The sequence below is a fragment of the Acinetobacter sp. WC-323 genome (genome assembly GCF_000314615.1).
GTDB classification, from domain to species: domain Bacteria; phylum Pseudomonadota; class Gammaproteobacteria; order Pseudomonadales; family Moraxellaceae; genus Acinetobacter; species Acinetobacter courvalinii.
This window is the reverse complement of sequence record NZ_AMZS01000060.1, coordinates 97,770-121,972: the sequence shown is the minus strand read 5'-3', so window position 1 is coordinate 121,972 and position 24,203 is coordinate 97,770. Positions and strand designations below refer to the sequence as shown.

29 protein-coding genes are annotated in these 24,203 nt (G+C 40.9%); 10 read left to right on the top strand and 19 right to left on the bottom strand.

The features are described 5' to 3' along the window. Positions 1-20: 20 nt before the first annotated feature. A complete protein-coding gene (locus tag ACINWC323_RS04095; RefSeq protein WP_009514790.1) occupies positions 21-1,217 on the top strand; it encodes a multidrug effflux MFS transporter in 1,197 nt (398 codons plus the stop codon). Positions 1,218-1,292: 75 nt separating this feature from the next. Here ACINWC323_RS04095 and ACINWC323_RS04100 read toward each other — a convergent pair whose 3' ends face one another. Both ACINWC323_RS04100 and ACINWC323_RS04105 read right to left on the bottom strand, forming a co-directional pair. After that, entirely contained in the window at positions 1,293-1,907 is a 615-nt protein-coding gene (locus ACINWC323_RS04100) for a hypothetical protein (RefSeq protein ID WP_009514740.1), read from the bottom strand. Continuing rightward, complete coding sequence (locus ACINWC323_RS04105) at positions 1,897-2,895, bottom strand: hypothetical protein (protein ID WP_009514607.1); 999 nt, start codon at positions 2,893-2,895, stop codon at positions 1,897-1,899. The genes ACINWC323_RS04100 and ACINWC323_RS04105 overlap by 11 nt, the downstream gene beginning before the upstream one ends. 257 nt (positions 2,896-3,152) lie before the next feature. Here ACINWC323_RS04105 and ACINWC323_RS20490 point away from each other — a divergent pair, with 257 nt between their 5' ends. Both ACINWC323_RS20490 and ACINWC323_RS04110 read left to right on the top strand, forming a co-directional pair. Then, positions 3,153-3,284, top strand: coding sequence for a KGW motif small protein (locus ACINWC323_RS20490; protein WP_005284612.1), 132 nt, complete (start codon positions 3,153-3,155; stop codon positions 3,282-3,284). Between the two features lie 62 nt (positions 3,285-3,346). Next, the gene (locus ACINWC323_RS04110) at positions 3,347-3,661 is read left to right on the top strand and encodes a YqfO family protein (RefSeq protein WP_009514486.1); all 315 of its coding nucleotides are present in this window, start codon (positions 3,347-3,349) and stop codon (positions 3,659-3,661) included. 6 nt (positions 3,662-3,667) lie between these two features. On the opposite strand, the gene ACINWC323_RS04115 is transcribed toward ACINWC323_RS04110, so the two are convergent. Both ACINWC323_RS04115 and ACINWC323_RS04120 read right to left on the bottom strand, forming a co-directional pair. After that, entirely contained in the window at positions 3,668-4,810 is a 1,143-nt protein-coding gene (locus ACINWC323_RS04115) for a glycerate kinase (protein ID WP_009514771.1), read from the bottom strand. Positions 4,811-4,938: 128 nt separating this feature from the next. Then, entirely contained in the window at positions 4,939-5,739 is an 801-nt protein-coding gene (locus ACINWC323_RS04120; RefSeq protein ID WP_009514835.1) for an enoyl-CoA hydratase-related protein, read from the bottom strand. A gap of 107 nt (positions 5,740-5,846) precedes the next feature. On the opposite strand from ACINWC323_RS04120, the gene ACINWC323_RS04125 reads away from it, so the two are divergent. Beyond that, positions 5,847-6,419 carry a nicotinate-nicotinamide nucleotide adenylyltransferase gene (locus tag ACINWC323_RS04125; RefSeq protein WP_162137921.1) on the top strand — a complete coding sequence of 191 codons (573 nt, stop codon included), beginning with the start codon at positions 5,847-5,849 and terminating at the stop codon, positions 6,417-6,419. 13 nt (positions 6,420-6,432) lie between these two features. On the opposite strand, the gene ACINWC323_RS04130 is transcribed toward ACINWC323_RS04125, so the two are convergent. The 8 genes from ACINWC323_RS04130 to dapD all read right to left on the bottom strand — a co-directional run bounded on the left by ACINWC323_RS04130 (position 6,433) and on the right by dapD (position 11,616). Then, on the bottom strand, positions 6,433-6,795 hold the full coding sequence (locus ACINWC323_RS04130; protein ID WP_009514747.1) for a glyoxalase superfamily protein: 363 nt from the start codon (positions 6,793-6,795) through the stop codon (positions 6,433-6,435). Between the two features lie 12 nt (positions 6,796-6,807). Then, positions 6,808-7,374 (bottom strand): CAP domain-containing protein, encoded by a 567-nt coding sequence (locus ACINWC323_RS04135; protein WP_005229488.1) that lies wholly within the window; start codon positions 7,372-7,374, stop codon positions 6,808-6,810. 114 nt (positions 7,375-7,488) lie between these two features. Then, the gene (locus ACINWC323_RS04140) at positions 7,489-7,950 is read right to left on the bottom strand and encodes a peroxiredoxin (RefSeq protein WP_009514495.1); all 462 of its coding nucleotides are present in this window, start codon (positions 7,948-7,950) and stop codon (positions 7,489-7,491) included. Between the two features lie 19 nt (positions 7,951-7,969). Continuing rightward, positions 7,970-8,656, bottom strand: a complete 687-nt coding sequence (locus tag ACINWC323_RS04145; protein WP_009514559.1) for a Dph6-related ATP pyrophosphatase — start codon at positions 8,654-8,656, stop codon at positions 7,970-7,972. A 94-nt stretch (positions 8,657-8,750) separates the two neighbouring features. Further along, positions 8,751-9,173, bottom strand: a complete 423-nt coding sequence (locus tag ACINWC323_RS04150) for a hypothetical protein (RefSeq protein ID WP_005229494.1) — start codon at positions 9,171-9,173, stop codon at positions 8,751-8,753. A 32-nt stretch (positions 9,174-9,205) separates the two neighbouring features. After that, on the bottom strand, positions 9,206-9,874 hold the full coding sequence (gene queC / locus ACINWC323_RS04155) for a 7-cyano-7-deazaguanine synthase QueC (protein ID WP_199949367.1): 669 nt from the start codon (positions 9,872-9,874) through the stop codon (positions 9,206-9,208). Positions 9,875-9,948: 74 nt separating this feature from the next. Beyond that, positions 9,949-10,659 carry a 7-carboxy-7-deazaguanine synthase QueE gene (gene queE, locus ACINWC323_RS04160; RefSeq protein ID WP_005229495.1) on the bottom strand — a complete coding sequence of 237 codons (711 nt, stop codon included), beginning with the start codon at positions 10,657-10,659 and terminating at the stop codon, positions 9,949-9,951. Positions 10,660-10,794: 135 nt separating this feature from the next. After that, a complete protein-coding gene (gene dapD / locus ACINWC323_RS04165) occupies positions 10,795-11,616 on the bottom strand; it encodes a 2,3,4,5-tetrahydropyridine-2,6-dicarboxylate N-succinyltransferase (protein WP_009514743.1) in 822 nt (273 codons plus the stop codon). A 556-nt stretch (positions 11,617-12,172) separates the two neighbouring features. Between dapD and carO the strand changes: the two genes are divergently transcribed. Next, positions 12,173-12,922 (top strand): ornithine uptake porin CarO, encoded by a 750-nt coding sequence (gene carO, locus ACINWC323_RS04170; RefSeq protein WP_005229499.1) that lies wholly within the window; start codon positions 12,173-12,175, stop codon positions 12,920-12,922. Positions 12,923-13,025: 103 nt separating this feature from the next. Here carO and ACINWC323_RS04175 read toward each other — a convergent pair whose 3' ends face one another. The 6 genes from ACINWC323_RS04175 to ACINWC323_RS04200 form a co-directional block, all read right to left on the bottom strand. Then, the gene (locus ACINWC323_RS04175; protein ID WP_009514756.1) at positions 13,026-13,949 is read right to left on the bottom strand and encodes a CysB family HTH-type transcriptional regulator; all 924 of its coding nucleotides are present in this window, start codon (positions 13,947-13,949) and stop codon (positions 13,026-13,028) included. A 74-nt stretch (positions 13,950-14,023) separates the two neighbouring features. After that, the gene (locus ACINWC323_RS04180; protein ID WP_005229505.1) at positions 14,024-15,094 is read right to left on the bottom strand and encodes a sulfate/molybdate ABC transporter ATP-binding protein; all 1,071 of its coding nucleotides are present in this window, start codon (positions 15,092-15,094) and stop codon (positions 14,024-14,026) included. Positions 15,095-15,105: 11 nt separating this feature from the next. After that, positions 15,106-16,005, bottom strand: a complete 900-nt coding sequence (gene cysW / locus ACINWC323_RS04185) for a sulfate ABC transporter permease subunit CysW (protein ID WP_009514839.1) — start codon at positions 16,003-16,005, stop codon at positions 15,106-15,108. Then, entirely contained in the window at positions 16,002-16,835 is an 834-nt protein-coding gene (cysT, locus tag ACINWC323_RS04190) for a sulfate ABC transporter permease subunit CysT (RefSeq protein WP_005229508.1), read from the bottom strand. Before cysT ends, cysW begins: the two co-directional genes overlap by 4 nt. Before the next feature lie 75 nt (positions 16,836-16,910). Beyond that, complete coding sequence (locus tag ACINWC323_RS04195) at positions 16,911-17,513, bottom strand: RBBP9/YdeN family alpha/beta hydrolase (protein WP_009514522.1); 603 nt, start codon at positions 17,511-17,513, stop codon at positions 16,911-16,913. A gap of 31 nt (positions 17,514-17,544) precedes the next feature. Beyond that, positions 17,545-18,552 carry a sulfate ABC transporter substrate-binding protein gene (locus ACINWC323_RS04200; RefSeq protein ID WP_009514723.1) on the bottom strand — a complete coding sequence of 336 codons (1,008 nt, stop codon included), beginning with the start codon at positions 18,550-18,552 and terminating at the stop codon, positions 17,545-17,547. 252 nt (positions 18,553-18,804) lie between these two features. On the opposite strand from ACINWC323_RS04200, the gene pabC reads away from it, so the two are divergent. The 5 genes from pabC (at position 18,805) to ACINWC323_RS0119305 (ending at position 22,207) form a co-directional block, all read left to right on the top strand. Continuing rightward, positions 18,805-19,617: an aminodeoxychorismate lyase gene (gene pabC / locus ACINWC323_RS04205; RefSeq protein ID WP_009514843.1), complete on the top strand. Its 813-nt coding sequence runs from the start codon at positions 18,805-18,807 to the stop codon at positions 19,615-19,617. Between the two features lies 1 nt (position 19,618). Continuing rightward, a complete protein-coding gene (gene mltG, locus ACINWC323_RS04210; RefSeq protein WP_009514523.1) occupies positions 19,619-20,698 on the top strand; it encodes an endolytic transglycosylase MltG in 1,080 nt (359 codons plus the stop codon). Next, on the top strand, positions 20,698-21,303 hold the full coding sequence (gene tmk / locus ACINWC323_RS04215; RefSeq protein WP_009514557.1) for a dTMP kinase: 606 nt from the start codon (positions 20,698-20,700) through the stop codon (positions 21,301-21,303). Before mltG ends, tmk begins: the two co-directional genes overlap by 1 nt. A gap of 81 nt (positions 21,304-21,384) precedes the next feature. Beyond that, complete coding sequence (locus tag ACINWC323_RS04220; RefSeq protein ID WP_009514609.1) at positions 21,385-21,810, top strand: tetratricopeptide repeat protein; 426 nt, start codon at positions 21,385-21,387, stop codon at positions 21,808-21,810. Between the two features lie 43 nt (positions 21,811-21,853). Further along, entirely contained in the window at positions 21,854-22,207 is a 354-nt protein-coding gene (locus tag ACINWC323_RS0119305) for an immunity 22 family protein (protein ID WP_249364869.1), read from the top strand. Positions 22,208-22,287: 80 nt separating this feature from the next. Here ACINWC323_RS0119305 and nadB read toward each other — a convergent pair whose 3' ends face one another. After that, on the bottom strand, positions 22,288-23,925 hold the full coding sequence (gene nadB / locus ACINWC323_RS04225) for an L-aspartate oxidase (RefSeq protein ID WP_171062219.1): 1,638 nt from the start codon (positions 23,923-23,925) through the stop codon (positions 22,288-22,290). Positions 23,926-24,203: the final 278 nt, after the last annotated feature.

Here is a 24,203-nt window from a genome sequence, read left to right as displayed (position 1 = left end):
ATCATCAATGGACAACAAAAATGAAATCAAAAATCCATTTCCACGAATTTGCACTATTGATGGCATTACTGATGTCGATCGTCTCATTTTCAATTGATGCGGTTTTACCTGCACTGGGTGAAATTGGTCGTGTTTTTACCCTGCAAAATAGCAATCAGACCCAATGGGTGATTATTAGCATTTTTTCAGGCATGACCATTGGTCAATTGATAGCAGGACCATTGTCCGATGCGATTGGACGGAAACGGATTTTATTCACAGGTATTGTGATCTACTTTTTAGGAAGCTTATTGTGCTATTCCACCCAAAGCTTTGAATGGTTCTTGATCGGACGTTTTATTCAGGGTGTTGGCGTTTCTGGACCTTATGTCGCTTCGATTTCGATTGTGCGGGATAAATATAGCGGTGCCCAAATGGCGCGCATCATGTCTCTGATCATGATGGTGTTTATGGTCGCGCCTGCAATTGCGCCGAGTTTGGGGCAACTGATTATCCATTTCTTTGGCTGGCGCGATATTTTTGTATTGTATATGGTCTATGCCACGGTTGTGGGAGCATGGGTTGCTTTGCGCTTGGAAGAGACCTTAGTGCCTGAGAATCGTCTGCCGATGCGGGTACAAGCATTTAAGGATGGCTTTAAAGAGGTGGTGAGCAATAAAACCACCATGAGTTATCTGCTTTGTGCAGGTTTCTGTTTTGGTGGATTCATTGGCTATCTTGGAACGTCACAGCAAATCTTTATGCAGCAATTTGGCAAAACAGGGCAGGAGTTTAGTGCCTACTTTGCTTTATTAGCAGGTGTGATGGGGATTGCGTCTTTTACCAATTCTAGAATTGTGATGAAGTTTGGCATGCGTCCGATTTGTATTTATGGCTTTCTTGGCCTGTGTTTAATTTCATTGGTATTTTTGATCATCCAGCTTGCAGGTGTAACCGTTTCATTCTGGATGTTTATGTTGTATGCCTGCATTCTGTTTTTATTGTTTGGTACATTGTTTGGAAATCTGAATGCGATAGCAATGGAACCGATGGGGCATGTTGCGGGTATGGCTTCGGCGATTATTGGGGCATCTTCATCTGTACTGTCTTTAATACTCGCTTCGATCATTGGGCAGCTGTATAACGGCACCTTGATTCCAATGACCAGTGGTTTTGTGATTTTGTGTGGTTTGGCGTTTGCGATGACATTGTATGAGAAAAGGCAGTTAAACCTGTAGATGGTTTAAGTCTTTAAATTAACCAAAGTTAATGTTGATTTATTTGATATTTATATAAAAAATTTAAGATCTTTTTTATTTATTAATTTCTGTTGAACATATAGATGTCATTACAGTATGATAAATATTGAATATGAATGATGCTAATTGTAATAGGAGAAATGATATTCCTATAAAAAGAAAATTATATAAAATGTAGTTAGTTATTAAGAAAATACATTCATCATGTTGTGATATAAGTGAGATGAGTGCAGATAAGGATGTAGATTTGCAGAAAAAAACTATGATAAATAGGAGGAAGGTATATATTAGATAATAGGAAAAGACTCTCATAAATAAGAGGTGAGAGTACTTGAGTTTTGAGAAGCCAAAAGGTTTATCTTCAGAGTTGTATAGTTCCATTGAAAGGTTGTGGCTAAGCACAGAGCAAAAAATTGTATAGCCTGCGATTAGAAATCCTAAAACTGTTAATACAGCTCCTAAAAGTGTAGAGGCAATTGCTGGAATAGCCTCTACAAATTCTTTATCCTCAATCCCTAGAGTGGAAAATATAGATATAATACTAAATATAAGTAGTAGAAATTTATTTGTTTTAGAAAAAGAAATCTTTCTTGAAGCTATATAGACCTCAAATAGATTATTTTCTTTTAATAACTCTTCGCACATTTTTACATTTTTATTACTTTCCATTGTTGTGTTTCTCAAGAGTTTTAAGAACTTCTAATTTATTTTTAACAGAATCTTTTGTCTCGGGGATAATAATTTTCTTTTGACTACTTAATTTTAAAAAAGATTCATATAATTTTTTTCCAGTTTCAAGAATATTTTCTAGATTAACACCACTAATTGTTTTAATAACTTTAAATTTTTCGTTGTTTCCTTTGATCATATCTCCAGATTCATTCACTCCTTCTATAAGAATTCCTTGATTGCCTTGCTCAGTTGCTTCATCGAGCTGTTCGAGTGTTTGATCGAAATCTAATCCCTCTTTTTTGTTTGCGAAGGAAATTGTAGTAGTCGAACTTTTAATTGCATCAGTTTTTAATTGTGCTTTTTTAATTAAATCATTTTTAAATTGTAGTTCATCATTTCTTTTCTTTAAAGTAATTCTAATACTTTCAATCTTTTTATATTGATTGAGAAATTCCTCTAAACTCTCTCGAGTATTTAGAGGTGTGATAGTGACATCTGGTAAACCATATGTCTTGATAAAATCTTTCCGAGCTTCTTGAGGTAGAGTCTCAATATATTGCTTAGTTTGACGACGAAAGAATGTTTGGCAAGTATCTTTAAACATCTCTAAGGTTGGAGCATGAGGTGTTTCTTTCAAATAGATCAAGCGATGATTATTTAAAATAAGAACAAAAATTGCTGATGGTGAGGTCTGTATTGAACTTTTTTGAGATTTTAGTTCTTTAGTTTCATAGTCATAGACTTGGGTGCTTGTTAATCTGGTGTCGCGGATAAATCGGCCTACTATGGCAAAGGTCTCTTCTTTATTATTAGGTAATTGGATAACGTTGACCGATTGAAAGAAAAAAACTCCTCGCTTAACCTTCCATGAGTCCTCAATTGTAAAAGCAGGTAATATAATTTCGTGAAGCATATCAACTAGATTGTGATTGTTAAATTTACATACGAAATTTGCAAGTTCATAGGTATAAGTATTAGAAGTCATATAATTAATTTAAAAATGATTTTGCTTAAATATAACATTTAGTTTTTTTATTTCAAGCCAGCACTCTATTTTTGAATAAGAAAGAGTTTTATGTATTAATCTCTATATATGAGATTTTTATTTCAGAGAGATTTATTTATCATAAAATTTTCCTGATTTTTTTCAATTAATGACACAATCAATAACCTTAATTAAAAATAATTGGCTCAATTCTTGCTTCTTATATTTTCACAATGAATAACATAGACGAGAACCGCATGATGAAAAATGAAAACTATTTAAGAACAAGCTATTCAAAAGACAAAGGCTGGTTTTGGTTTGGCTTCACGGTGTTTATCCAATTGCTATTTATTGCTGTAAGTTATCTCATGATTAATCTTCCACTTTGATTGTTCAGCACTTATACCGTTATGATTGAAGCCAGATTGATTTTAATTTGAGCCATTTTACGATGTTAAAACTGATTTATTACGTACCTGAATCTCATCTGGAAGTGACCAAACAAGCGGTTTTTGAAGCTGGTGCGGGCGGTATTGGTAATTACGAACATTGTGCTTGGCAAGTCAAAGGCATCGGGCAATTTAAGCCCGTTAAAGGTGCAAATCCTTTTTTGGGGCAATTGGATGAATTAGAGCAGCTCGAAGAATGGCGAGTTGAAACCATTGTCTCTGAACAAAAGGCTAGTGCGGTGGCAAAAGCTTTAAAGGCAAGCCATCCTTATGAAGAACCGGCCTTTGAGTTTATCCAGATTTTAGATATTCAATAAGCTTTATTATTTACCAGGCATCGTGCTTTGAATTAATCGGGCGATATCGGTTGTGCGTGTGCGGATCAACTCTGCTGCATTTTGACAGGCTTGTTCTAGCGTGCTTGGGCCGGAAGTTAAAGAAAAGGCAGCGGTAATGCCATGTTCGTATAAAGCTTGATAGTTTTGCCCAAGTGTTCCTGCAATCACAATCACAGGGATATTGGCAGCTTGTGCTATTTTGGCGACTCCGAATGGGGTTTTGCCATTTAAGGTTTGTTGGTCAAGTTTACCTTCGCCAGTAATCACCCAATCCGCCCCCTGAATTTTATCGGCAAGTTGATTTAACTCTGCAATGACTTCGACACCCGATCGAAACTCGGCCTTTAAGAATGTTTTAGCCGCAAAACCTAAACCACCCGCAGCTCCCGAACCAGCCTCATTGCGTTGATCGAAGCCAAAGTATTGAGCAGTAACGTCGGCAAAGTGGGAGAGGGCTTGATCTAAGGCCAACACTTGTTGAGGTGAAGCCCCTTTTTGTGGCCCGAAAATATGTGAAGCGCCGTTTACTCCGCAAAGTGGATTGGTGACATCAGCGGCCAATAAAAATTTAGTCTGTTGAATTCGTGAATCAAAATTTTCCAGATCAATCTGTGCCAGGTTTTTCAGGGCAAGACCACCAGCAGTCAAGACTTGATGATCCACATCCAGAAATCTGGCACCTAATACATGGAGTAACCCTGTACCTGCATCATTGGTTGCGCTACCGCCAATTGTCAGAATAATTTCCTTAGCACCGGCATCCAAAGCAGCAAGGATCAGCTCACCTGTACCAAAAGTACTGCTGATACAGGCATTACGTTGTGAAGGCTTTAGCAACTGGATACCACTGGCTTGTGCCATTTCAATGATGGCGATCTTTTCAGCCTCTAACCAGCCCCATTTTGCCAGTACCGATTCACCAAGTGGGCCTTGTACTCTTTGCTCACGCCATTGACCTGAACAAGCTGTTAAAACTGCGTCAATTGTTCCTTCGCCGCCATCCGCCATGGGGCAAGTCACGATTTCTGCATCAGGAAAAACCTGTTGCCAACCCAAAGCAATCGCTTCTGCTACATATTGGGCAGATAAGCTGTCTTTAAATGAATCAGGCGCAATGACGACTTTCATAGTTTTAAAATTTAGTTTTGATCTGAGTCGAGCTTAGACGGTCTGCCCGTAAATATCCAGATTGGAAAAAATAAAAAACCACTTAACTTTTGGGGTTAAGTGGTTTGTTTAAATGATTTGGATCGTGATTAATTAAACTGAGAAAAATCAGGCTTACGTTTTTGCATAAAGGCTTGTACCGCTTCCATCATTTCTGGAGAACGTACACGTTGCATAAAGATTTCAGCTTCATCATCAACACACTGAATGATTTCAGCCAAGTCCTGTTTCATCAGTGCTTTAGTTTGTTTGATTGAAGCCAATGGCAGCGTAGCTAAATGTTGTGCAGTTTGCTGTGCAGTGGCATAGACATCTTCAACCACATCATTGACCAGATTGGCTTTTACCGCCGTTGCTGCATCAAATTTCTTCGCCGTGAATAATAACTCGGCTGCTTTTTGATAGCCTGCCTGTTTGACCAGTAAACGGCTAGCTGCACCTTCCGGAGACAGGCCAAGGCTGACAAATGGAATCTGGAACAGGGCCGTATTGTCTGCAAACACCAGATCGGCATGTAATAAAATCGTAACCCCAATACCAATCGCAACCCCTTTGACTGCAATGATTAGCGGTTTTGAAAAACGGGCAGCTGCTTTTAATAACACAAATGGCGGTTGATCGCCCGCTTTACCTTCATGCGGCTTTTGAATAAAGCCCATAAAGTCTTTCATGTCATTACCCGCGGTAAAGTCTTGTTCTGCACCACGGAAGATCACCACACGAACGTCTTTATCCGCATCGGCTTCATCTAGGGCTCTTGCGATCCACAGGTAAAGTTCGCCATAGAGGGCATTTTTTGCTTCTGAACGGTTAATGGCTAAGGTGAGTACGCCATCTTCTAAATTTGCTTGCAAATGTTGATGAGGTTGTTGAATACAGCTAAGTGTCATCGTACTATCCTTGCTTTAATCCAGATTGTTGTTAAGTGCACTCATTATGTCGCATATTTACCAGAATGGCACAACTGATGAGTTCACAAAAAAGTGAAATTAAGCCTATGTACACATTTGACTATCTCGTTTTTATTGGACGCTTCCAGCCATTTCATCTGGCACATTTGCAAACCATTGAAATTGCGTTACAACAAAGTCAAAACGTGATCTTGGCTTTAGGTTCGGCTCAATCGGAACGTAACATCAAGAATCCTTTTCTGGCGGTTGAGCGTGAGAAAATGATCTTGTCGAACTTTTCTGAACAAAATCAAAAGCGCATTCATTTTGTCCATGTGGTTGATGTGTATAACGATGAAAAATGGGTCAAGCAGGTCAAAGATTTGGTCAACGGGATCATTCAACCAGATGCAAAAGTCGGTCTGATTGGTCACTTTAAGGATGAATCTTCCTATTATTTACGTTTATTTCCTGAGTGGCAGATGGTGGAACTGGAGAGTTTGAAAAACTCGATTTCTGCAACGCCCATGCGTGAAGCGTACTATCGGGGGGAGATTCAAACCGAATTTTTCCCTGATGGCACCATTCAGTTTTTAAATGACTTTCAGCAATCGGCAGTTTATCCGAAATTACAGCAAAAATTTAAGGATAATGATCGTTCCAATATTGATGAAGCTTGATCGCTTGGGGAGACTAGGCATCTTCCCAAAACATAATTCGATTTGAAAATGGATCGGTGATACTCAGCTCCAATGTCTCCCAATCGGTTTTCTGCATTTGAGGTTTGGCAAATTTATAGTCTTTTGCATCCAGTTCCGCATGAAGCAAACTGAGGTTTTCCCAATAAATACGAATGGCACTGTGCGGGCTAGCATCACCGAAATGCTCAGATAAATGAATGATGCAATCCTCTCTGGAAATCTGTAGATAAACAGGGAAGTTATCCCCAAAAGTATGCTGCCAGTCGAGTTGGAAGCCCAAATAGTCCAGATAAAATGATTGGGCAAGTTCGACATCGAAAATACGGAGAATGGGGGTAATTGAGCCAGATTGCATGCTTATTCCCTTTTATCGAACACCAAATTGTTGAGTCCAATACGTTTTTTGCTTCGCGGATTGATCAACTGTACAGGCGATCGCATAGTCTGTAAATTTTGGATGCATCAAATTGCGACAATGTACCGGACTGGCCAGCCATGTTGCCATCACTTCATTCAAGCTATTTTGTCCACGTGCCACATTTTCTCCACCGCCGTGGCCTTTAAATTGTGTCTTTAAGCGGCTTCTAAAATCGTGACCTGTGCTACTGGTGTGTCCGAGCATACTGTGTTGAGCCATATCCTGCGCATGCGCAAACGCACTTTGGGATAAAGCATTACTCCATTTTAACGGAGCTACGGCAGGGAAATGCTGACCACCACATTGCTGAGGATGCTGTCGAATTTCATTGATTGCATTCAGAATAGCCTGCTGATAAGCAGGGTTTTGTATATCCTGACAGCGTATTGAGGCGGTCGGCTGATTGATTTGTGCGACACTAAAGGACTGTTGTTGAGATGTCGCAGGTGTGCTTGTACTACAAGCGGATAAGAACATGAGACAGATAAGGCTAGAAAGTGGTTTTAGAGGATTCATTTTCAGTATCTTTTAATTAATTTTAATTTTCTTATCATACGCTAAGCAGCAAGTGAACAGCAATTTGCCTGAATAAAAAAGCGGATATGGAATCCGCTTTTTTATAGAATCATCTTAAGCTGTTTGCAGGCCTTTTAAGTCTTCTAATACTTGTTCAGCATGTCCAGCCGCTTTAACTTTGCGATAGCTTTTTACTAACTGCTTGTTATGGAAAATAAAGGTTGAGCGTTCAATGCCCATGACCTGTTTGCCATACATATTTTTTTCTTTAATCACGTCGAAATGTTTACACAGCACTTCTTCTTTATCACTGATTAAATCAATACTGAGCGATTGCTTTTCGGTAAAGTTCTGATGTGCTTTAACTGAATCACGAGATACCCCGATAATCTGGCAGTTTAAGGCATCAAACTGATCTTTCAAGCAAGAAAAGCCTACTGCTTGAGTGGTACAGCCAGGGGTTGAATCCTTAGGATAGAAATAGAGCACTAACCATTCACTGCCAGTTTCGGCCAGATTGATTTCACCTTGTGTGGTTGGGAATACATGATTCGGTAATTGAATATTCTCAGACATTGTTCATCCTTCGATAAAATTAGTTTTGCTCAAGCTCAAGCGGTAAAAAAGCATATTCTTCATGATAAACAATATCGCCGTGACGTACAGGAATAGCTTTGTTAAAAATTGGTCCGTCAATCACGGTGGTGTGAAACTCTCCACCTTCACCGCATGGATCAACGCCACGATCTTCCAACTCTTGGATGTATTCCAGTGTTAAAATTTTACCCAGATCTTCGACTTGCATACCCAGTTTCAGATTGATGGTGACGATGACACTTTTAAACCCCAGCTGAATAAATTCTTCGACCACCTCACGGTGAGGGCGTAACCAAAGTGGCATGCCCAGTTTCAGTCCCACTTGCTGGGTGACTCGATCATGCCAGCAACCATGCTCAGGCATATCCAGATCACCAGTAACCAGCACTTCTGCACCATGTTGTTTGGCTTGATCGAGCAGGGCAATGAACTTTGTTTCATAATCAGCCCAACTGGAAGAGGTCATAAACACGGGTAAAGCAACCGCATCTGCTTGTGCCCGGATAATCTCCAGCGGCATCGCATGGGAACGAGAACGCTGACCTTGTTCTTCCAGCATGACAATGAGCCCAATCACAGTGCCTGTTTGCATGGCATGGTATAAGGCGAGGGAACTGTCTTTACCACCACTGAACGAGACGATCGACTGTCGTTGCTCGGCATTGGTTTTCCATTGATCTTGCATGGTGTTATTCAACTGATTCTAGATAAAGGGGATTTTAACAAAGCCCAATAAAAAAGCCTGCATAAATGCAGGCTTTGTTTTCAACAATACAGGCTTATTTTTTTGGAGCCTGTTGCTGTTGTTGAGCAGCTTTCATTGCTTCTTCAGTCAGTTTCTCTAACTTGCTGACAAGTGGAGCACCTAAACATGCTTGTAGGTCTTTATTTTGCTGTTGCACAAAACCTAACGAGCTTGGGCTTTTCTTGGCATTGATTGCGCTCTGGATTTCCCATTTTTGCGCTTCAGTTACTTTACCTTGAGCATCAATCTGGCAACCACAGAACTTGCTAACTTCAGCCGCTGTTAATTTACCGCCTTTTGCAGTCTGGTCTTTACATACGTTGACCAATGCTGCTTTTACATTGGTACTTTTATACGCAGTTTGTAATGGATTATCAGCTGCGTGAGTTGCTGTCGCAAAAAGTGCAGCAGCTGACATCATTGTAGAAAGAATAAGATTTGATTTAGAAAACTTCATATAATGTACCTAATTTTTTACCCTAATATCGATTATTCAGCGTAACGCGTAGGATCCGCAATACCTGCTTCGATAAAACCTTGTTGACGTAAACGACAACTGTCGCATTTGCCACATGCACGTCCTTGAGCATCTGCCTGATAGCAGGATACCGTTTGACTGTAGTCTACGCCATGTTCGATGCCTAAGCGTATAATATTCGCTTTGGATAAATGTAACAAAGGTGTTTCTATTTTAAGGGGTTTTCCTTCAACGCCCGCTTTGGTTGCTAAATGCGCAAGATTGGCAAAAGCGTCAATAAATTCAGGTCGACAATCTGGATATCCTGAATAATCAACAGCATTGATCCCAATTACAATGGCAGCAGCGTCAAAAACTTCGGCCGCAGCAAGGGCATAAGACAAGAAAATTGTGTTACGTGCTGGAACATAAGTTACAGGAATCCCTTCTTGTAATTGTTCTGGAACTTCAATGTTATGATCTGTAAGCGCAGAACCGCCTAAATTGCCTAAATCAATATTAATGATACGGTGTTCAACGCCTGCACGTTGAGCGAGTGCTTTTGCTGCATCAAGTTCAGTGGTTGAACGTTGACCATACATAAAGCTGAGGGCGATACATTCATAATTTGCCTGTGCCCAGGCTAGACATGTTGTTGAGTCTAAGCCGCCAGACAATAATACGATGGCACGAGAACGCATATTATTTTCCATTATTCAACCTAAAATAAATTTGAGGAAACCATTTCTATGGGAGATATGGTTTTCATAAGCTTTTAACGACCGGATTCATCATTCCATAACAGTTTGTGCAACTGTAGCTGGAAACGAACAGGGAGATGGTCTTCTAAAATCCATTGGGCCAAGTCGCGTGCCAATGCTGGCAGGGCAACTGCACCTTTTTCCACTGCAAAAGCAGGTGAGAACCAAACCGTACTCACTTTGTCTTGCAATTGGAACTGTTCCAGCTGTTGTTTTGACCATTCATAATCTTCACGATTACAGATCACAAATTTAATCTGGTCATGTGGGGTGAGATGGTCAAGATTGCTGAACAAATTACGGTGATCTTCTTTCGAGGTGGGTGTTTTTAAATCCAGCACTTTGGAAACACGTGGGTCAACCTTGGAAACATCCAAAGCGCCACTGGTTTCAAGAGAAACCTGAAAACCAAGATCACAAAGACGTTGTAACAGGATCAGACAGTTTGGTTGTGCAAGCGGTTCGCCACCTGTGACACAAATATAAGGTGTTTTATGCTGGCTTGCGGTTTCGATAATCTGTTCCAGTGATAAACGCTCGCCGCCTTCAAAAGAATAGGTGGTATCACAATAACTGCAACGTAACGGACAACCTGTTAAGCGAATAAACACCGTCGGTAGACCAAAGGTATTCGCTTCGCCTTGCAAAGAGTAAAAGATCTCCGTAATGCGTAAACCAGCCGCAGGATCAGAGACAGGAATTGCAGAAGAACGTAAGGAAGCCATAAATAGTTACCACAGACAGGTGCCACACAAGCAGCATGCTACATAAAAAACAAAATCTCTACGACCATGACTGATCGTAGAGACGAGGAGCCACGAAAGCTCCGAGGAACCATTAAGTTCCGTATATATTACAAATTAGTCAGCGCGTAATAAATCGTTCAAGCTGGTTTTTGCACGTGTTTTTGCATCCACTTTTTTCACGATGATGGCTGCATATAAGCTGTAAGTACCGCATTTTGATGGAAGGCTACCCGCAACAACCACAGAACCTGCTGGTACACGGCCGTAGTGAATTTCACCCGTTTCACGATCAAAGATTTTGGTAGATTGACCGATGAAAACGCCCATTGAAATGACCGAACCTTCTTCAACAATCACGCCTTCAACGATTTCAGAACGTGCACCGATGAAACAGTTATCTTCAATAATAGTCGGGTTTGCCTGTAAAGGTTCTAAAACACCACCGATACCAACGCCACCAGACAAGTGAACATTTTTACCGATTTGTGCACATGAACCTACAGTTGCCCAAGTATCAACCATTGTACCTTCATCTACATAAGCACCAATATTGACATAAGAAGGCATTAACACCACATTTTTAGCCTGGAAGCTACCACGACGGGCAACTGCAGGCGGTACCACACGTACACCCGCAGCTTTGAACTGTTCTTCAGTCCAGCCTGAATGTTTGGTATCTACTTTGTCATAGAAACGAAGATCACACGATTCGATCGGTTTGTTATCATTGAGTTTGAATGAAAGCAAAACGGCTTTTTTCAGCCACTGGTGAACAACCCATTCACCATCGATTTTTTCGGCAACACGTAGTGTACCGTTATCTAATCCAGCCAATGCTTGTTCTACAGCTTGACGGATTTCAGTTGGGCAGTCCGCTGCACTATAGTTGGTACGGTCTTCAAATGCTTGCTCAATGATTGTAGAAAGCTGAGACATGATCTTCCTTCTTCCAAAAAAATTTTGAAGATTTTACACTAATTTTGTAGGGTCTGTTGCCATTTTATAAATAGGTTGCGTTATAAGCTAAAATTTTATCAGACGAGGCATGAAACGCAGGGAATGGCTATTCCCTTGCCAAGTTTCATAACGAAGTATGAGGGAGTTTTAGCTATAACCCTTTGGGACAAGGAGTTTTTTTGTCGCTACATCGTTATGTCTTGTTCATTTAGAAAGCCTAAACTTCACAAGCCATGCCTTGTAGCGCCTAAAAAATCTCCATTGTCGCAACCATAGATAAAGTGGCAGCAGACCCTCAGAATCTTTGAAAAAAGTAGTTACAATATTTTGTTTTAAAATTGAGCAACAAAACTGTCATAAAAATGGAGCTTATTGTTTTTTATCTATAATTTATAAATACATAATTCCTTCGAATTTGTATCAAAAAATAACAAAAAATAATCAGTTTCTGTATAAAAAAATAGCGCTATTTATTTTATGCTGTGTCCACAGTAACAATTATACTTTAAATAAGAGCATTTTTGAGGAGACTTCAATGAAAGCTTTGCGTGTTATGTTAGCAGCAGGTGCATTAACAGCGATTGCAGGTACTGCATTTGCGGCAGATGAACAAGTTGTGCAGGAATCTGTTTACGCTTTTCCTTCATACTTAGATCCAGTTTCAGTTCGTGCTGAAGTGGGTACTACTGGTTACGGTGGGGCAATTTCATATAAAGTCAACCCATACGTTAGCTTAAGCCTTGGTTACAATGGTGGCGATATTTCTTGGTCAGACAGTTTAAAAATTGATGGCACGAAATATGATATGGATATGGATAACAAAAATGCATATTTAAATGCTGAAATTTATCCATGGGGAACGAATCAAAATGCATTTGCGCGTGCGTTATACGTAGCGGCAGGTGTTGGTTACCTTGATAATAGCTATGATTTGAAAAAATCAGTATCTAACTCAAATGACACCATTAAAATTGATGGTTCTAACTATAACGCCCCAAGCGGAAATGGTTCGGTTAAAGGCCATTTAAATTATGATAACCAACTTGCTCCATACCTAGGTTTTGGTTTAAATACTCCAGTTTATAAAAACGTTGGTGTGTTTGGTGAAGTCGGTGCTTACTATACTGGTAACCCTGAAGTTGATTTAAAATCTGAAGGACTGGTAAAAGTAGGTGGTACTGAGTCTGGTCAAGCGGCAGCTGATCGTGAAGCAGACAAAATTGCCAACAAAAACAAATATGAATGGATGCCAGTTGCGAAAGTGGGTGTGAGCTTCAAGTTCTAATCCATGCATCCAGCATAAAAAACGAGCGTTATGCTCGTTTTTTTATGCCTGTGAAATAGACAACATAAAAGGCGCATCATGCGCCTTTTATGTTCAGGATCAATTATTCTTCGGGATAAGCGACTTTTTTCAAAGCTTTAATATCGGTTTCTGGGGAGCATAAGGAAATGAATTCATAACCATAGCCACGTAATAGATGTCCTTTACGTACTGCGATCCAAGTGGTATTTACGCCAAATACATTAGTCTTGATCTGTTGGAGGCGATAATCACGTTCAGCATCATAAGCGACATCATTGACAATCCCGACGCCCATATTCAGTTCAACATAGGTTTTAATGACATCGGCATCAAGTGCTGACATTACGATGTCTGCATGAAGTTGTGCATCTTCAAAAGCTTTATCAATTTTTGAACGACCCGTGAAACCGCCGTGGTAAGTAATCAGTGGGTAGTCAGCCAATACATCCAGGCTGATTTTATCTAGTTTTGCCAATGGATGGTCTTTCGGGGTAATAATGCTATGGTGCCATTCATAATACGGCACACTGGCCAGATTTTCTTCTGTGGTTAATGATTCGGTTGCGATCCCGATATCGGCTTCACCCTGAAGCAGCATTTCTGCAATTTCAACAGGACTGGCTTGTTGTAAAACCAAATGAACTTTAGGAAATAGTTTCTTAAATTGATTCACAATCGGTGGCAGCACATAACGTGCTTGGGTATGTGTGGTGGCAATGGTCAGTGTGCCTTCATCAACTTTATTAAAATCATCTGCGAGGCGTTTAATATTATCGGCATCGACCAACATGCGTTCCACGATGCTGAGTAAAGACTGACCTGGCTCGGTCAGACCCAGTAAGCGTTTGCCTTTACGTACAAATAACTGTACGCCGAGTTCATCTTCTAAATCTTTGATATGTTTGCTGACGCCAGATTGAGAGGTATAAAGGGCCGCAGATGCTTCGGTTAAATTAAAGTTTTGGCGAACAGTTTCTCGAATAATTCTGAGTTGTTGAAAGTTCATAGTCTTTTTTCCACATAAGGTGAGAAACGGCTAAAGTCCTGCAAGGATAGTTTAACCGCCCTCAAAGTATTCTTCTAAGCAACTTGCGTTGATTGATCTGCAAATAAATGAAGTTGAGCAGCACTAATCCAAACGGTTTGATTTGGTTTGAATTGATGTAAGTTCGCCTCTTCTACACTTAATAAAATTTCAATGGTTCGTCCACTACGATCTTGTAATTCAGCGACAACCCGGCCAGCAATCCATACTTCACGTAAGAAGGTTGCCTCAATGGTATTGGCTTGAGGCTGGGTATGAATATGTAATTCATTTGGTCGTGCAAATGCAATGACTTTGCCTTGCGGGGCCTCAAGGCTGGTTGGTAACTGAATACGATCATCGCCGATACGGATAATACCGCCTGTATGCTCACCCTCAAAACGATTTGCTTGACCAAGGAAATCAAAAACAAAAGGCGTTGCCGGTTTTTCATACACTTCTCGTGGTGAACCGATTTGTTCAACATCGCCTTTGTTCATGACAATAATTTGATCTGCAACCTCCAAAGCTTCTTCCTGATCATGGGTGACAAAGATCGAGGTAATATGCAGTTCATCATGTAAGGTACGTAGCCAGCGGCGTAATTCCTTACGGACTTTGGCATCCAGTGCACCAAATGGTTCATCCAGCAATAAAACACGTGGTTCAACTGCAAGTGCGCGGGCTAAGGCAATACGTTGACGTTGGCCACCAGAAAGCTGGGCCGGGTAACGATCTGCCAAGAAACCAAGTTGCACCAGATCCAGCAAGCGCGTCACGCGTTTCTTAATTTCAGCTTCCGATGGACGTGTGGCACGCGGACGCACACGTAAGCCAAAGGCAATATTGTCAAAAACGCTCATGTGACGGAACAGGGCATAATGCTGGAATACAAAACCAACCTGACGTTCACGCACATGGATATCGGTTGCATCTTCACCTTCAAGTAAAACCTGTCCGCCATCGGCAGATTCCAGACCTGCAATAATCCGTAATAAGGTAGTTTTACCACAGCCTGAAGGACCAAGTAGGGCAACCAGCTCACCTTCAGGAAAATCTAAAGAGATATTTTTTAGCGCATGGAATGCACCAAAGTGTTTTTCAATATTTTTAACTTGAATACTCATGTGCTTATTCCTTAATGGCTAGGTTGATCTTGAGTGGGCTGATGTTGATTGGCTTGTTCTTGGCGGACTTCGAGCCACGTTTTCAAGATCAAAGTGAGAATTGCTAAAAATGCCAGTAACGATGACACAGCAAATGCAGCACTAAAGGTATATTCGTTATAAAGAATCTCGACGTGGAGCGGTAAGGTATTGGTTTGACCGCGGATATGGCCAGAAACCACGGATACTGCACCAAACTCACCCATTGCCCGGGCATTACACAGAATCACGCCGTAAATCAGACCCCATTTGATATTGGGTAAAGTGACTCTCCAGAAGGTTTGCCAGCCAGAAGCACCAAGTACAATTGCGGCTTCTTCTTCCTCGGTACCTTGTGCTTCCATCAACGGAATCAATTCACGTGCAACAAAAGGAACGGTAATAAAAATAGTGGCTAATACAATCGCAGGTACGGCATAGAGGATTTTGATATCGTTATCCATTAACCAGCCACCCATCCAGCCTTGAGCACCAAAAATCAGTACCAGCATTAGACCTGCAATTACAGGAGAGACCGAGAACGGTATGTCTATAATCGTGGTGAGAATGGCTTTACCTCGGAACTGGAATTTGGCAACAGCCCATGCCGCTGCTACACCAAACACCACATTAATTGGAACTGCAATCGCTGCAGTGATTAAGGTGAGTTTGACTGCGGATAAGGTGTCCGAATCGGTCAGAGCATTGATATAGACTGCAATCCCTTGCTTGAACGCTTCAACAAAAACCAGAATCAGGGGTAACAGTAAGCAGCTTAAAAAGAAGATTAAAGCCACAGCAATTAAGCTATAACGTACCCAGATCGGTTCACGGGTGGCGTCTCTGCTTTGCAGTTTGAGTGCCAAAGCATTGCTATTGGTATTTAAGCTCATTGCGCAACTCTCCCTGTACGGCGGCTTGCCCATGCTTGTACTAAATTAATTAAAAATAAAATGGCAAATGACAGAACAAGCATAACGACCGCAATCGTGGTTGCACCTGCATAATCATATTCTTCTAAACGAGAGATAATCATCAGTGGCGCGATTTCGGTTTTATAAGGCTGGTTACCGGCAATAAAAATCACCGAGCCATATTCTCCGACACCCCGGGCAAAGGCCAAGGCAAAACCGGTAAGTACCGCTGGAAACAAGATCGGTAAAATGATTTTAGTGATCGTCTGCCAACGATTTGCACCGAGGGCAGAAGCCGCTTCTTCTAGCTCGGTTTCAATATCACTGAGTACAGGCTGTACGGTACGAACCACAAAAGGTAACCCGATAAAGATCAGTGCCAGTGTAATCCCGATTGGCGTATACGCTACTTCAATTCCAAGAGGAGAAAGATACTGTCCGATCCAGCCTGTTGGAGCATATAAAGAGGTAAGCGCGATACCTGCAACCGCCGTCGGTAACGCAAAAGGTAAGTCGACTAAAGCATCGATAATACGTTTACCAGGAAAGCTATAGCGAACCAGACACCAAGCCAGTAACAAGCCAAAAATAACATTCACTAATGCAGCAATCAGCGCTGCACTAAAACTAAGTTGCAAGGATTTTAAAATTCGTTCTGAGGTTAAGATTTCCCATAAGCCATCCCATCCAATCCCTAAAGATTTGATAAATACAGCAGATAAAGGAATAAGCACAATCAAAGACACGTAAGCGAGGGTAAAGCCTAATGAGAGACCAAACCCAGGCAGCACTCGGGAACGCTGCGACATGATATTTCCTCAAAGAGAAAGGTTTGCTAAAACCAGCAAATAAATAATGCGATGACTAAAAATACGGGGCGGAACTTAGGCAAACTTCAGATTAAAGTTTGCCTGACTCATTCGGGCAACGAACTGCGTCTTTTTTTCAGGTAACAGATAATTCAGGATTTCCGGAAAAGGACCGAATCCGGAAGCAACATTAACATGACCCACAGCGCCTAAATTAATTGGTGTCAGTTTCCATGCCTGGGCCAGTTGTAATGCATCGACATATCCCAGCCAAGGATCATTTTCACTAATCAATAAGGTGGTGGGTACCTCAATGTTGAGCTGCTGAAAATACTGTTGATAGTCTGTCAAGCTATGACGTGCAAAGCCGGCTTCACCAAAACGTGCTGGATTGGCAGGCGCAACCAGAAGCAGGTTTTTAACTTTGGCCCGAAGTTCTGGATGCTCAGCAAGTGCAGCAACGCTGGTCAAGCAGCCAAAGCTATGTGCCACGATTTGCACTGGCGCAGGCGCGGCTGCGACTGTTTTTACAAACTGGGCAATCCATTCACTTAATACTGGAAGATCCCAATGTTTCTGTTCAACGCGAGAGCTAGACACGAGTTGCTGTTGTAACCAAGACTGCCAATGCTGCGCTTCGCTACCACCTACACCTGGAACAATTACCGTATGAATCATGTCCGCTCTCCCTATTTACCCGTCAAGTAAATTATTTACCTGTGCTGTTCTGTTTGACGATTTGGTCAAAGATACCGCCATTATCAAAGTGGGTTTTTTGCACTTTGGTCCAGCCACCGAACTCTTGATCAATCGTGACAAGTTTTAGTGGTTTGAATACATTGCTATATTTCTTTAATACCGCTGCATTACGTGGGCGGTAGAAGTTACGTGCAGCAATCTCTTGTCCTGCCGGTGAATACAGGTAGTTCAAGTAACCACGGGCGATTTGTAGATTGCCTTTTTTCTCGGCATTCTTTTCAACCACTGCAACTGGCGGTTCTGCAAGAATAGAAAGAGAAGGTGTAACGATTTCGAATTTGCCTGGTTGCTCACGTACGGCTAGGTAGGCCTCATTTTCCCAAGCCAGCAATACGTCACCGATACCGCGTTCAGCAAAGGTTGTAGTTGCGCCACGGGCACCTGAATCAAGTACTTTGGTTTGTTTATAAATTTGACGAACAAATTCTTGAGCTTTGGCGTCGTTACCACCTTTCTGGTGTTTTGCCCATGCCCAGGCACCTAAGTAGTTCCAGCGTGCACCGCCAGAGGTTTTCGGATTTGGTGTAATGATTTCTACCCCTGGTTTAACCAAGTCACCCCAATCTTTGATTTGTTTTGGATTACCTTTACGAACCAGGAAAACAATGGTTGAGGTGTATGGCGTAGAGTTGTTCGGTAATTTCTTTTGCCAGTCTGCTGGGAGTAATTTTGCATTTTGAGCAATCTCATCGATATCTGCTGCAAGCGCAAGTGTAACTACATCTGCATTTAAGCCATCAATCACGGAACGGGCCTGTTTACCTGAGCCGCCATGTGACTGTTTAAAATCGATATCCTGACCGGTACGCTGTTTCCAGAAGGTACTGAACTGTTTGTTGAAATCGGTATAGAGTTCACGAGTTGGGTCATAAGAGACATTTAAGAACTCTTGTGCCGCAAATGAAGAAACTGAGAGTAATGCAGCAATGACGCCGACTTTAACTTGAGAAAAACGCATGGAAAACCCCTTAAAAACTAAATCACTGTTTGGAATATGTACGCAGCATAACGCCAGTTTTTTTGCAAAAAAAATAATTAAAATCGAATTTGTTATGAAAAATATAGAAATAGATAAAACAGATAAGCTTTGCTGAATTATTGATATATAACACATTTTTAATTCACTCTTTTAATTGTTATAATTGTTTAAAATCAAATATTTATTTCTTTTTGGTCGTGCGGTCTTGTTAAGTGAGTAGGTGCTTAGATCATGCAGTGTTATAAAAATGGACAGTTAATTGACGCCATTCCTTTATTAGACCGTGCTTTTCATTATGGTGATGGTTGCTTTACCACAGCACGTATTTTTCACGGAAATTTTGAGCTAAAAGAGTTGCACTTTGCACGTTTAAAACTGGCCTGTAATAGCCTAAGCCTCGATGCCGATTTATCCTTGATTGAAAAGTCACTTGTACATTTACAGCAGCTATATGCAATGCTGAATGGTACCTTAAAAGTGGTGATTAGCCGCGGTGAGGGAGATCGTGGCTATAGTCTACCGCTACATGCAGCCGATATTTATGTCTGGTATTACCCGAGAGTGACGCAGGTTTTTCAACCTGAATGGATTGAAAGTGGCCTGTTAAATCATGCCTTGGGGTTGAATATGCCACATCTGGTTGGACTGAAAACATTAAATAGATTAGAGCAGGTCTTACTCAAGCAAGAGGCAGATCAGCATGGCTGGCTGGAAGCATTGGTCAGTGATGTGCAGGGGGCTATTGTTGAAGGGGTGAGCAGTAATTGTTTTATTCGTATAAATGATCGGTGGATTACGCCTGAACTTCGCTATAATGGCGTCCACGGTGTGATGCGGGCCAAAATTCTATCGAGAATGCAGCAAAATCAGGTTAAATGTGAGCAGCGTTGTATTGAGATGAATGAAATTGGCCGTATTCAGAGTTTATTCTTCTGCAATGCATTGCACCCGATGAAAGCGGTGATTCGATTTCATGACCGTTGTTTAGAGCAACAACCTTATCTTGATTTATTTGAAACGTTAAAACTTAGCCAGATTGATTAATATGCCAAAGCCGCCTAGTTCCAGCAAAAGTAAGAAAAAGCCAAAAGCGAAACCAAAATCCAGTTTTTCTTTTTTTAAAGCCTTTTTGATCGCCATTGTGGTTTTTATTTTGGTGATCTTTGGCATTGTATGGTCAAGTTTATTCAAAGCTTATCCAGTAGAAGGCAAGAAACAACTTCTGGTCATCTCTTCTGGCGATACCTATTCACGTTTTATTGATCGTTTAGCCAAAGAAAATAATGTGAACTTTCCGATAGTTTTAAAGCTCTATCAGAAGTTTATGATTCATGACACCATGAAAGCAGGTGTTTATAAAATTACGCAAGGCATGACGGTCCGTCAGGTCATGGATATGCTGTCTGATGCAGATAATGCGCAGATGAACCGTATTTTGGTGATTGAGGGAACCACATTTTCTCAGTTGATTCAGAGTTTAAGAAAAGATTCGAATGTCACTAATACCTTGCTTGACCTTCCTCAATCTGAACTGTTAAAGCAATTAGACATTCCATATACACACCCAGAAGGTCTATTTGCACCAGATACTTATTTCTTTGCCAAAGGTGAAACGGACAAGAAAATCTTAACCGATTTATATCGCCGTCAAATGAAATCATTAGATGAAGCCTGGGCCAAGAAAGCACCGAACTTACCGTACAAAGATAAGTATGAAGCTTTGATCATGGCTTCGATTATTGAAAAAGAAACCAGTCTGGATAGTGAGCTACAGCAGGTTTCAGGTGTGTTTGTCCGTCGTCTGAAAATAGGTATGCGCTTACAAACCGATCCAACCGTGATTTATGGCATGGGCGACAACTATAAAGGCAATATCACCCGTAATGACTTACGTACGCCAACGGCCTATAACACTTATACCATCAATGGATTACCGCCAACACCTATTGCTTTGCCAAGTAAGAAAGCAATTGAAGCAGCGATGCATCCTGACGATGCCAAAAATATCTATTTTGTTGCTACAGGCAATGGTGGACATAAATTTACCGCGTCTTTAGAAGACCATAATCGTGCAGTGCAAGAATATTTAACTGTACTACGTTCAAAGAAAAAGCAGGGCGAATAATGTTTATTAGTTTTGAAGGGACGGAAGGCGTAGGGAAGACTACGCTGATTCGTAAAATTCATCAGTACTTTGAACAGCAAGGTAAAGAAGTGGTGTTGACCCGTGAACCGGGCGGCACCCCATTGGCTGAGCAGATTCGTTCATTATTATTAGCAGTAAATCATGAAGAGCAAATGAGTCATGATACTGAGCTGTTATTGATTTATGCAGCACGTGCACAGCATTTACAGCAAGTGGTTTTACCTGCATTAGAGGCAGGTAAAATTGTGCTGAGTGATCGTTTTACCGATGCCAGCTTTGCTTATCAATGTTCTGGACGTGGTTTGAGTCAGGAAAAGCTGCAACTGTTAAATCAAACCTTTGTGGCGAAAATGCCGAATATTACCTTTTGGTTAGATGCGCCGATTGAGTTGGGCATGACTCGTGCGCGAGAGCGCGGGGCATTGGATCGTTTTGAGCAAGAGAAACTGAGTTTCTTTGCTAAAGTACGTGCGGGTTATGAGACCTTGTGGCAAGCAGAGCCTGAACGGATCAAACGTTTGGATGCAACACAAAATGCTGATGTTGTGTTTGAAGAGGCATTAAATTATATAAAACTGCTCTAAGAGCTGTTTTATTACAATTTATTTTCCATTATTGTGAACTAACGAATTATCAATGGCTTACTTCTGTTTGGTTGGTTTTTTATGAAAAAATTAGCTGATAATGTTTATCAACATGTTATGGACTTATGTAAACAAGGCGATAAGCAGGTTGCAGAAGGGCAGTTTGAGGAAGCAAAGGATTTATATTTGGATGCTTTGCTTTTATTGCCTTCCAATCATCAAGAGTGGGAAGCAGCAACATGGATATACGTTGCAGTAGGTGATGCACATTTACACCTTAATAATAATGAGAAAGCTTTCAAAGCTTTTTATAATGCTTTGCAATGTCCAAATGGTTTGGGTAATCCATATATACACTTTCGTTTAGGACAGTATTATTTTGAACAAGAAAATTGGGAAAAAGCACAAGATGAATTTGTTCGAGCTTATATGGGAGGGGGCATCGATATTTTCATGGAAGATGATCCCAAATATTTAGAATTTTTAGAACAAATGGTTGATATTTAATCAGATGGTTTATGTTGTATTAGGTGATGAGTGATGCAGAAAAATGACTATGTCTCTATTTGGGGGGGTATTAGATTCTCATGATTCGTTAAATAGTTATACATTTAATGATTATTCATTGGATGGTGAGTTTATAGGATCTATTTTTTCAAAAGAATTTGAAATAGATTTTGTAGATGACGATTTTATTGAAAAGGATTTCCATAATTTAACTAGTAATTTCGAGATAATTTTAGAAGGTTTTTCTTATTTAGATAAGATAAAAGAGGAAATAACTTTAAAGGGCTTTAGGTTGCCTTTTCCTATTAATTCAATAATATTGATATATAATTTTTCATATGAATTAGACAAGACAACAGAAAACTTTACTTTTTTGTGCGCAGTTCCTTATAAATAATCAAGTTTTGGCTGGGCCAACATTACTTATATCTAGTAATTCAGCCCAATTATTAATTTAGTATTTGTCTAAAATAAATATTACTCATTCACCAACGGCTGTTCTACTTTAAAGTTTGGCGGTGTGAGCACCGTCTTACGAATTTCATTGGAGAGTTCAGGATAATCCAGTGTGTAATGCAAACCACGTGATTCCTTACGCTCCATCGCACAGCGTACAATCATTTCTGAAACCAGAACCAGGTTACGCAATTCAATCAGGTTCTTGCTAACGCGATAATCCTGATAATACTCAGTGATTTCATGCTTGAGCATTTCAATACGATGTAAGGCACGTTGTAAACGTTTGGTGGTACGGACAATACCCACATAGTTCCACATGGTCGAACGCAGTTCATCCCAGTTTTGTAAGATGACCACATCTTCATCGGCATCGGTGACTTGCGTTTCATCCCAGGTTGGGACATCTGGAAATTGAAACTCAGCATCAAACTTCTGTTCAATATCTTCTGCTGCACTCATGCCATAAACGAAACATTCAAGGAGTGAGTTACTGGCCATACGGTTGGCGCCGTGTAGACCTGTATAAGAGGTTTCACCAATGGCATATAAACCATCGAGATCAGTCTGACTATGTTCATCGACCACTACACCACCACAGGTATAGTGTGCTGCTGGAACCACAGGAATCATATCTTTGGTGATATCAATACCGAGTTCAAGCAGACGGGCATACAGTGTCGGAAAATGTTCAGTAATAAACTCTGGCGATTTATGGGTGATATCTAGCCAGACATGACGAATACCTAAACGTTTGATTTCATGGTCAATGGTACGTGCCACAATATCGCGTGGAGCAAGTTCAGCACGTTCATCAAAACGCAGCATAAAACGTTCGCCGTCTGGTAAACGTAAATAAGCACCTTCACCACGCATCGCTTCGGTAATTAAGAATGAGCGCGCTTTTGGATGATATAAACAGGTGGGGTGGAACTGGTTAAATTCCATATTGGCGACACGACAACCGGCACGATAGGCCATGGCAATCCCATCACCAGTCGCAATATCAGGATTTGAGGTGTAGAGATACGCTTTCATTGCACCGCCACAGGCAAGTGCAGTAAATGGAGCCAAGAAAGTATGAACCTGTTCGCTGGCTTCATCTAAAGCATAGAGGCCGATCGCACGATTAGCTTGATGTTGATGACCAAGCTTGTGTAGGGTAATTAGATCAATCGCAATATAATTTTCAAAAATTGTAATATTTTTTCGTTCTTTAGCGCGTTCAACCAGCGTGGTTGAAATGGCTTTGCCGGTTGCATCGGCAGAGTGAATGATACGACGTTGGGAGTGGCCGCCTTCACGGGTGAGATGCAGTTGTTCGTCTTCATCTAGCGTAAATTGCACGCCTTGCTTGAGCAGGAAATCAACGGATGGTTTGCCACCTTCGACGGTATGTTTGACTGCATCTAGCTCACACAAATGACCGCCTGCAATCATGGTGTCATTAATATGTTGTTGAATAGAATCGGTTTCGTCTAAGACTGCCGCAACACCGCCTTGTGCGTAGAAGGTACTGGCTTCCGTCAGCGCCGCCTTTGCCAGAATTGCAATGTTATAATGACTTGGTAAAGAGAGTGCGAGGCTTAAACCTGCACCACCACTGCCCACAATAATCACATCAAAATGGTGAATTGTTTTTAAATCAGGCATGTCAATCTGCTTCAGTTTTAAACGTTCGCTAATGACACCGCTTTTTTGTCAAAAAGGCAAGGGCCAATCTGCCTGAAATTGAGTGAATTTTTAGCGAATGTGATTTATTTATTGATTAATTTGGCCTCATCTGTATGAATGAGAAAACGATTAACTTTCAATACATGGTTTTAATCTAGCCTTAAGCTGTCCGAGATAAAACCTTAATTGAAAGGTGAACATCTGGAAAAGGCTCCATAATTTATTCACATTTTATTGTTCTATTTGGTTGTATGCATTGAAAA

Bases quoted from the DNA above. Each gene is read 5' to 3' on its own strand.
- ACINWC323_RS04115 (WP_009514771.1), bottom strand. From the start codon at position 4,810: ATGAAAGTCGTCATTGCGCCTGATTCATTTAAAGACAGCTTATCTGCC.
- cysW (WP_009514839.1), bottom strand. From the start codon at position 16,005: ATGAGCTTAAATACCAATAGCAATGCTTTGGCACTCAAACTGCAAAGC.
- ACINWC323_RS04145 (WP_009514559.1), bottom strand. From the start codon at position 8,656: ATGCAAGATCAATGGAAAACCAATGCCGAGCAACGACAGTCGATCGTC.
- ACINWC323_RS04195 (WP_009514522.1), bottom strand. From the start codon at position 17,513: ATGATTCATACGGTAATTGTTCCAGGTGTAGGTGGTAGCGAAGCGCAG.
- ACINWC323_RS04120 (WP_009514835.1), bottom strand. From the start codon at position 5,739: ATGACACTTAGCTGTATTCAACAACCTCATCAACATTTGCAAGCAAAT.
- mltG (WP_009514523.1), top strand. From the start codon at position 19,619: ATGCCAAAGCCGCCTAGTTCCAGCAAAAGTAAGAAAAAGCCAAAAGCG.
- ACINWC323_RS04180 (WP_005229505.1), bottom strand. From the start codon at position 15,094: ATGAGTATTCAAGTTAAAAATATTGAAAAACACTTTGGTGCATTCCAT.
- ACINWC323_RS20490 (WP_005284612.1), top strand. From the start codon at position 3,153: ATGATGAAAAATGAAAACTATTTAAGAACAAGCTATTCAAAAGACAAA.
- ACINWC323_RS04095 (WP_009514790.1), top strand. From the start codon at position 21: ATGAAATCAAAAATCCATTTCCACGAATTTGCACTATTGATGGCATTA.
- pabC (WP_009514843.1), top strand. From the start codon at position 18,805: ATGCAGTGTTATAAAAATGGACAGTTAATTGACGCCATTCCTTTATTA.
- carO (WP_005229499.1), top strand. From the start codon at position 12,173: ATGAAAGCTTTGCGTGTTATGTTAGCAGCAGGTGCATTAACAGCGATT.
- dapD (WP_009514743.1), bottom strand. From the start codon at position 11,616: ATGTCTCAGCTTTCTACAATCATTGAGCAAGCATTTGAAGACCGTACC.
- queE (WP_005229495.1), bottom strand. From the start codon at position 10,659: ATGGCTTCCTTACGTTCTTCTGCAATTCCTGTCTCTGATCCTGCGGCT.
- ACINWC323_RS04110 (WP_009514486.1), top strand. From the start codon at position 3,347: ATGTTAAAACTGATTTATTACGTACCTGAATCTCATCTGGAAGTGACC.
- ACINWC323_RS04135 (WP_005229488.1), bottom strand. From the start codon at position 7,374: ATGAATCCTCTAAAACCACTTTCTAGCCTTATCTGTCTCATGTTCTTA.
- cysT (WP_005229508.1), bottom strand. From the start codon at position 16,835: ATGTCGCAGCGTTCCCGAGTGCTGCCTGGGTTTGGTCTCTCATTAGGC.
- ACINWC323_RS04140 (WP_009514495.1), bottom strand. From the start codon at position 7,950: ATGTCTGAGAATATTCAATTACCGAATCATGTATTCCCAACCACACAA.
- ACINWC323_RS0119305 (WP_249364869.1), top strand. From the start codon at position 21,854: ATGACTATGTCTCTATTTGGGGGGGTATTAGATTCTCATGATTCGTTA.
- ACINWC323_RS04175 (WP_009514756.1), bottom strand. From the start codon at position 13,949: ATGAACTTTCAACAACTCAGAATTATTCGAGAAACTGTTCGCCAAAAC.
- ACINWC323_RS04220 (WP_009514609.1), top strand. From the start codon at position 21,385: ATGAAAAAATTAGCTGATAATGTTTATCAACATGTTATGGACTTATGT.
- tmk (WP_009514557.1), top strand. From the start codon at position 20,698: ATGTTTATTAGTTTTGAAGGGACGGAAGGCGTAGGGAAGACTACGCTG.
- ACINWC323_RS04200 (WP_009514723.1), bottom strand. From the start codon at position 18,552: ATGCGTTTTTCTCAAGTTAAAGTCGGCGTCATTGCTGCATTACTCTCA.
- ACINWC323_RS04130 (WP_009514747.1), bottom strand. From the start codon at position 6,795: ATGCAATCTGGCTCAATTACCCCCATTCTCCGTATTTTCGATGTCGAA.
- ACINWC323_RS04100 (WP_009514740.1), bottom strand. From the start codon at position 1,907: ATGGAAAGTAATAAAAATGTAAAAATGTGCGAAGAGTTATTAAAAGAA.
- queC (WP_199949367.1), bottom strand. From the start codon at position 9,874: ATGCGTTCTCGTGCCATCGTATTATTGTCTGGCGGCTTAGACTCAACA.
- ACINWC323_RS04105 (WP_009514607.1), bottom strand. From the start codon at position 2,895: ATGACTTCTAATACTTATACCTATGAACTTGCAAATTTCGTATGTAAA.
- ACINWC323_RS04150 (WP_005229494.1), bottom strand. From the start codon at position 9,173: ATGAAGTTTTCTAAATCAAATCTTATTCTTTCTACAATGATGTCAGCT.
- ACINWC323_RS04125 (WP_162137921.1), top strand. From the start codon at position 5,847: ATGTACACATTTGACTATCTCGTTTTTATTGGACGCTTCCAGCCATTT.